The sequence below is a fragment of the Streptomyces sp. NPDC058662 genome, assembly GCF_042716255.1.
GTDB lineage: Bacteria > Actinomycetota > Actinomycetes > Streptomycetales > Streptomycetaceae > Streptomyces.
This window is the reverse complement of record NZ_JBHXRU010000102.1, coordinates 1-5,984: the sequence shown is the minus strand read 5'-3', so window position 1 is coordinate 5,984 and position 5,984 is coordinate 1. Positions and strand designations below refer to the sequence as shown.

The window sequence follows — 5,984 nt, the reverse complement described above, 5'->3', positions numbered from 1 at the left end:
GGGCTGGTCCCCGAGGGCGTGGTCGACCCGCTCGCGGGGGGATCATACCGACGGCCCATGGCCCCGCCGCAGAACTGCGGGGGGCGGGGGGCCCCGCCCGGCACCTCCCCGGCCCCCACCCCGAGCTGACTGATCCATTCCGCTTCCGGCCGGGAAACCGCAGCTCACGGCACTGTTACACAACCTATGGGTGTCCGTGCTCCCACCGAAGGCTGGCCCGCACAACCCCGTGACAACCCCTCCGTACCTTCGGATCCGCTAGCCGGTGGTGACGGGGTTGGACGGAACGGAGGCGGTCTGAGATGGCGCACGGCGAGGTACTCGAATTCGAGGAGTACGTACGCACTCGGCAGGACGCGCTGCTGCGCAGCGCCCGGCGCCTGGTCCCGGACCCCACCGACGCCCAGGACCTCCTGCAGACCGCCCTCGTGCGCACCTACGGCCGCTGGGACGGCATCGCCGACAAGTCCCTGGCCGACGCCTACCTCCGCCGCGTCATGATCAACACCCGTACCGAGTGGTGGCGCGCCCGCAAGCTCGACGAGGTCCCCACCGAGCAGCTCCCCGACGCCTCCGTCGAGGACGGCTCCGACCAGCGTGCCGACCGCGCCCTGCTGATGGACATCCTCAAGGTGCTCGCGCCCAAGCAGCGCAGTGTGGTCGTGCTGCGACACTGGGAGCAGATGAGCACCGAGGAGACGGCCGCGGCGCTCGGAATGTCGGCGGGAACCGTGAAGAGCACCCTGCACCGCGCACTGGCCCGGCTCCGGCAGGAGTTGGAGAGCCGGGACCTGGACATGCGCGCGCTGGAACGCGGTGACCACACCATCCGGTACGAGGGGCGTGAGCGGTGCGCGGCCTGAATGGCCACAGCCTGACGGAAAGGGGCTCCCCCCCGGCGAAGGCCGGGAGGGGCCCACTGGTTCTGATGTCGGCGGGGACGGTCGTCCTCGTCGGCACTGCCGTGTTCATGGTCGGCTGCGCCACCGGCGGCACGGGCCTGCGCGACGGCGGTCCCGCGCGCAGCGACCCCGTCGCGAAGACGGGCCCCGCCTCCCCCTCCGCCGAGGGCTCCGCCTCCGAGGACGCCTCCGACGGCCCGTCCACCGGGGCGGACCCGTCCGTGAGCGCGCCCGGGATGCCCCGGACGAGAGTCGACCCGGTGCGGCTGCTGATGGCCGACCCCAAGGTCAGCAGCGCGGTCAAGCGGGACCTCAAGCCCTGCACGGGCAAGGAGTACCCGATCGACGTGAGCTACGGGAAGATCACCGGCGGCAGCGTCGTCGACATCGTCGTGAACGTCCTGTCGTGCGCGGACGCCCTGGGCCGCGGCTCCTACGTGTACCGCGCGGACGGCGGCACGTACGAGAATGTGTTCGCGGACGAGCAGCCGCCCGTCTACGCGGAGATCGACCGGGGCGACCTGGTGGTCACCAAGCAGGTGTACGCCAAGAGCGACCCGCTGTCGTATCCGTCCGGCGAGGACGTGATCACGTACCACTGGGACGGGGCCGGGTTCACCGAGCAGGACCGGGTGCACTCCGAGTACAGCAACGTGGTCGACGGCGGGGGCCAGCCCGCGCCCGCCGCGACCCAGAAGAACTGACCGTCCAGAAGAACCGAGGCGAGGCTTCCGCATGGCCGAGACCCATGTCCTGTTCGTGGAGGACGACGACGTCATCCGCGAGGCCACGACCCTGGCGCTGGAGCGCGACGGGTTCGTGGTCACCGCCATGCCCGACGGGCTGTCGGGGCTGGAGTCCTTCCGGGCCCACCGCCCCGACATCGCGCTGCTCGACGTGATGGTCCCCGGCATGGACGGCGTGAGCCTGTGCCGCCGCATCCGCGACGAGTCCACCGTCCCGGTGATCATGCTGTCGGCGCGCGCCGACTCCATCGACGTGGTCCTCGGCCTGGAGGCCGGCGCCGACGACTACGTCACCAAGCCCTTCGACGGCTCCGTGCTGGTCGCGCGGATCCGCGCCGTGCTGCGCCGCTTCGGCCACGCGGGCGGGCCGCAGAACGGCGGGGCGGGCTCGGGGCAGGGCGGTGCGGCGGACGAGCGCGGCGTGCTGTCCTTCGGGGACCTGGAGGTCGACACCGAGGGCATGGAGGTGCGCCGGGCGGGCGCCGCGGTGGCCCTGACGCCGACCGAGATGCGGCTGCTGCTGGAGTTCTCCTCCGCGCCGGGCACCGTGCTGTCGCGCGACCGGCTGCTGGAACGCGTCTGGGACTACGACTGGGGCGGTGACACGCGCGTCGTGGACGTCCACGTCCAGCGGCTGCGCACCAAGATCGGCCAGGACCGGATCGAGACGGTCCGGGGCTTCGGATACAAGCTCAAAGGATGAGCGGCTTCACCCTCCGTACCGGGATCCGCTGGAAGATCACCCTGGCCATCGCCGCCGTCGGCGCGCTCACCGCGGTCGCGCTGAGCCTCGTGGTGCACAGCGCCGCCCGGGTGTCGATGCTGGAGAGCGCCCGCGAGTCGAAGCTGGAGCAGGTCCAGTACATCGCCCGCAGCGCCGAGGCCGGACGCAAGCCCATCATGGGCGCCGCCAAGCTCAACGACCCCGAACTGCCCGCCCAGTTGCGGGAGAAGGCGCGGTCGGGGCGGCGCGGGACCTACATCCAGGAGCGGCCCGGCGGGACGCACGAGGTGTGGGCGGCCGTGCCGCTCGGCAACGGGCAGGTGCTCTCGCTCCACCACCCCTTCCGGGAGAGCGCCAACATGGTGCGCGACCTGGACCGGGCCCTGGTCGTCGGCTCCCTCGCCGTGGTCATCGGCGGTTCGGCGCTCGGCGTGCTCATCGGCGGGCAGATCTCGCGCCGGCTGCGCAAGGCCGCGGCGGCCGCGCAGCGGGTGGCCCACGGCGATCCCGGGGTACGGGTACGGGACGCCGTGGGCGGGGTCGTCCGGGACGAGACCGACGACCTCGCGCGCGCGGTGGACGCCATGGCCGACGCCCTCCAGCAGCGGCTGGAGGCCGAGCGGCGGGTGACGGCGGACATCGCGCACGAACTGCGGACCCCGGTGACCGGCCTGCTGACGGCGGCGGAACTGCTGCCGCCGGGGCGCCCGACCGAGCTGGTACGGGACCGGGCCCAGGCGCTGCGGGCGCTGGTCGAGGACGTCCTGGAGGTGGCCCGGCTGGACAGCGCCTCCGAGCGGGCGGAGCTGCAGGACGTGGCGCTGGGCGAGTTCGTGAGTCGGCGGGTGCGGTCGCTGATGCCGGAGGCGTCCGTGCGGATCGTCGCGGACGAGATCGTCAGTACCGACCCGCGCCGGTTGGAGCGGATCCTGGGGAACCTGCTGGCCAACGCCGTCCGGTACGGGCGCTCGCCCGTGCAGGTCGATGTCGAGGGCCGGGTCGTACGGGTCCGGGACCACGGCCCCGGCTTCCCGGAGGCACTGCTGCGGGAGGGGCCGAGCCGCTTCCGGACCGGATCGACGGACCGGGCGGGCGTGGGGCACGGGCTGGGCCTGACGATCGCGGAGGGGCAGGCGCGGGTGTTGGGCGCCCGGCTGACCTTCCGCAATGTGGCGGCGCCCGGCGGAGCGGACCGCGAGGGCGCGGCGGCGGGCGCGGTGGCGGTGCTGTGGCTTCCGGAGCACGCGCCGACGGCGACGGGAAGCTTCCCGGTCGTCAAGCTCCCCTGACCGCGGGGCGGGGACCGCGCGGAGCGGGGGCGGCGGCCGATCGGTACCGGGCCGTACACCCCGGCGGGTCCGTGACTTAGCATCCGAGGCATGACCGACGGTACGAATCCCCCGAGCAACCAGCAGCCCGAGCCCGCCCCGGGGGGCGGCGGTTACGGGTTCCCGCCCGGCCCGCCCGCGTCCGGCGGCTACGGCTTCCCGCCCGGCCCGCCGATATCCGGCGGCGGTTACGGCTATCCCCCGGGCCCCGCTGGTTCCGGCGGTTTCGGCCCCGCCCCGACCGGATCCGACAGCTACGGCTACGGCTACCCGCAGGGCGGCCCGGCCGGCCCGTACCAGGGACAGCCCGATCCCTCGGGCCCGCCGGAGCCGGCGGCCTTCTCCCCGACCCCGCAGCCGAACTGGGAGGCCATGGCCGACCGGGCCGGCGCCGAGCGGCGCCGCAAGCGGCTGTGGGCGATCGTGGGGAGCACGGTGGCCGTGGCCCTGCTCGCCGGTGGAGGAGCGTTCCTGCTCCTGAGGGGCGACGGCTCGCAAGAGGGGAAGGACCTCGCGAACGAGGCGCCGCCCTCGTCCGGCGCGGCCGAGTCACCGTCCGCGGGCGGGACCGCGAAGCCCTACTCACCCGTCGTCGCCACCGACCCCTCGCTGCTGCGCGACAGCAACGGCAAGGTCCACATGCGCATGGGCCCGGAGGCAACGGTCCCCAAGGCCGACTCGCACTTCGAACTGCGCCTCACCGGCAGCCCGAACTCGTACGCGCAGGGCACCAAGCCGGCCGTGAACACGGCCAAGAGCTTCTCCCTGTCGGCTCGCGTCTACAACACGTCCACTGCGAAGGGCCCGCAGATCGTGCTCAGCCAGGGCGCCGGGGATTCGTTCAGCTTCGAGCTGGGCGCGGACACCGTGAACGGCGCTCAGGCCTGGGTGTTTCGGGTGCGTACCACCGACAAGGGGGCGACGCCGACCGTGGTGACGGTCGCCGCCGAAGGGGTCGAGACCGTCAAGACCTGGACGGTGCTGACGGCCGTGCACGATGCCAAGAAGAAGACGATCTCGCTGTACGTGGAGGGCAAGAAGGCCGGCGAGGCGCCGATCGCGGGCATCCACAAGAACGACGGCCCCTCGCAGCTCGGCCGGGCGCGCCACCAGAACGCCTGGGCTGGTGCCTGGAAGGGCTCCATCCACCACGTCCGGCTGTACGGCGCGGCCTTCTCCCCGGAGCAGGCCGCCGGCTACAGGAACGGCACGCTCGACGCTCCGGGGCGGTCCTCCCAGACCAGTGCCTACATCGTCGGCTGACCGATCGGTCAGAGGGTGACGCCGCGGGTGCGCAGGAAGGACATCGGGTTGACGGCCGAGCCGTAGTTCGGCGTGGTGCGGATCTCGAAGTGCAGGTGCGGGCCGCTGGAGTTCCCGGTGTTGCCGGACAGCGCGATCCGCTGGTCGGTGGCGACCTTCTGGCCGATCCGGACCTGGATCTTCGAGAGGTGGGCGTACTGCGAGTACATGTTGTTCGCGTGCTTGATGACGACGGCGTTGCCGTAGGCCGGACCGTCGCCGCCGCCGTTGGGGCCGGCCTTGACGACCACGCCGGCGCCCGCGGCCTTGACCGGGGTGCCGACCGGGACGGCGAAGTCCTGGCCGGAGTGCTTGCGCGACCACATGCTGCCGCCCTTGCCGAAGGTCGCGGTCAGCGTGTACTTGTCGACCGGCTTGTCCCAGAGGCCGGTCTTGGCGGCGCCGGCGGCCTGGGCGGACGCCTGCTGGGCCACGAGCGCGGCGGTCCCGGTCAGGGCGGTCGGCGTCGTGTCGGCGAAGGCGGCGGTCGTCCCCGCTCCCAGGGCCAGGACGGCACCGAGAGCGGTGGCGCCGACGGCGGTACGGGTAAGGCGGGTGCTGATGCGCTTCGCGGACATGAAGGAGACCTCCGGGGCCGGGGACGGGGTGGTTCACGCCCCTCAGGGGCATGAAGTGACCCGGCACCGTTGGGCAGGTGCCGGGTGGGCTCATCTTTGGTAACCCGAATGCCCGTACTTCCCCAAACCTCCCGATTACTACCCCGGCTCGTAGCGGCCCCGGGGCAGTCCGCCCTGTTGACGGCCTCCCGCTGGGCCGAAAGTCCCCTTCCGGAGCCCCGTGGATCTACGAATCCGCCTAGTACGTCCGATTTGTTCTGTGCGGCTTGTCACCGGCCGGGGACCATCGGCCCGGCCCTCCCGGGACCATCGGCACGCAACCGGACGGCGCCTCCCGGCGTCCGCGCGCGCGGAGGGAGGCGGGCGTCCGCGCACGGAGAAGGGGCGGCCCCGGAACCTTTCGG

6 protein-coding genes are annotated in these 5,984 nt (G+C 72.9%); 5 read left to right on the top strand and 1 reads right to left on the bottom strand.

Annotated features, from left to right (window positions below; translation table 11 throughout):
- Positions 1-302: 302 nt before the first annotated feature.
- From ACFWUQ_RS26420 to ACFWUQ_RS26400, 5 genes are all read left to right on the top strand, one after another.
- Entirely contained in the window at positions 303-863 is a 561-nt protein-coding gene (locus ACFWUQ_RS26420; RefSeq protein ID WP_053678383.1) for a SigE family RNA polymerase sigma factor, read from the top strand.
- Positions 864-928: 65 nt separating this feature from the next.
- Positions 929-1,606 (top strand): hypothetical protein, encoded by a 678-nt coding sequence (locus ACFWUQ_RS26415; RefSeq protein ID WP_384542765.1) that lies wholly within the window; start codon positions 929-931, stop codon positions 1,604-1,606.
- Between the two features lie 31 nt (positions 1,607-1,637).
- A complete protein-coding gene (cseB, locus tag ACFWUQ_RS26410; protein ID WP_384542762.1) occupies positions 1,638-2,351 on the top strand; it encodes a two-component system response regulator CseB in 714 nt (237 codons plus the stop codon).
- A complete protein-coding gene (cseC, locus tag ACFWUQ_RS26405; protein ID WP_384542760.1) occupies positions 2,348-3,661 on the top strand; it encodes a two-component system sensor histidine kinase CseC in 1,314 nt (437 codons plus the stop codon). Before cseB ends, cseC begins: the two co-directional genes overlap by 4 nt.
- A gap of 90 nt (positions 3,662-3,751) precedes the next feature.
- Positions 3,752-4,963: a LamG-like jellyroll fold domain-containing protein gene (locus ACFWUQ_RS26400; RefSeq protein ID WP_384542757.1), complete on the top strand. Its 1,212-nt coding sequence runs from the start codon at positions 3,752-3,754 to the stop codon at positions 4,961-4,963.
- 8 nt (positions 4,964-4,971) lie between these two features.
- Here the strand turns inward: ACFWUQ_RS26400 and ACFWUQ_RS26395 are convergent, their stop codons facing one another.
- Positions 4,972-5,580 (bottom strand): M23 family metallopeptidase, encoded by a 609-nt coding sequence (locus ACFWUQ_RS26395; protein WP_384542754.1) that lies wholly within the window; start codon positions 5,578-5,580, stop codon positions 4,972-4,974.
- Positions 5,581-5,984: the final 404 nt, after the last annotated feature.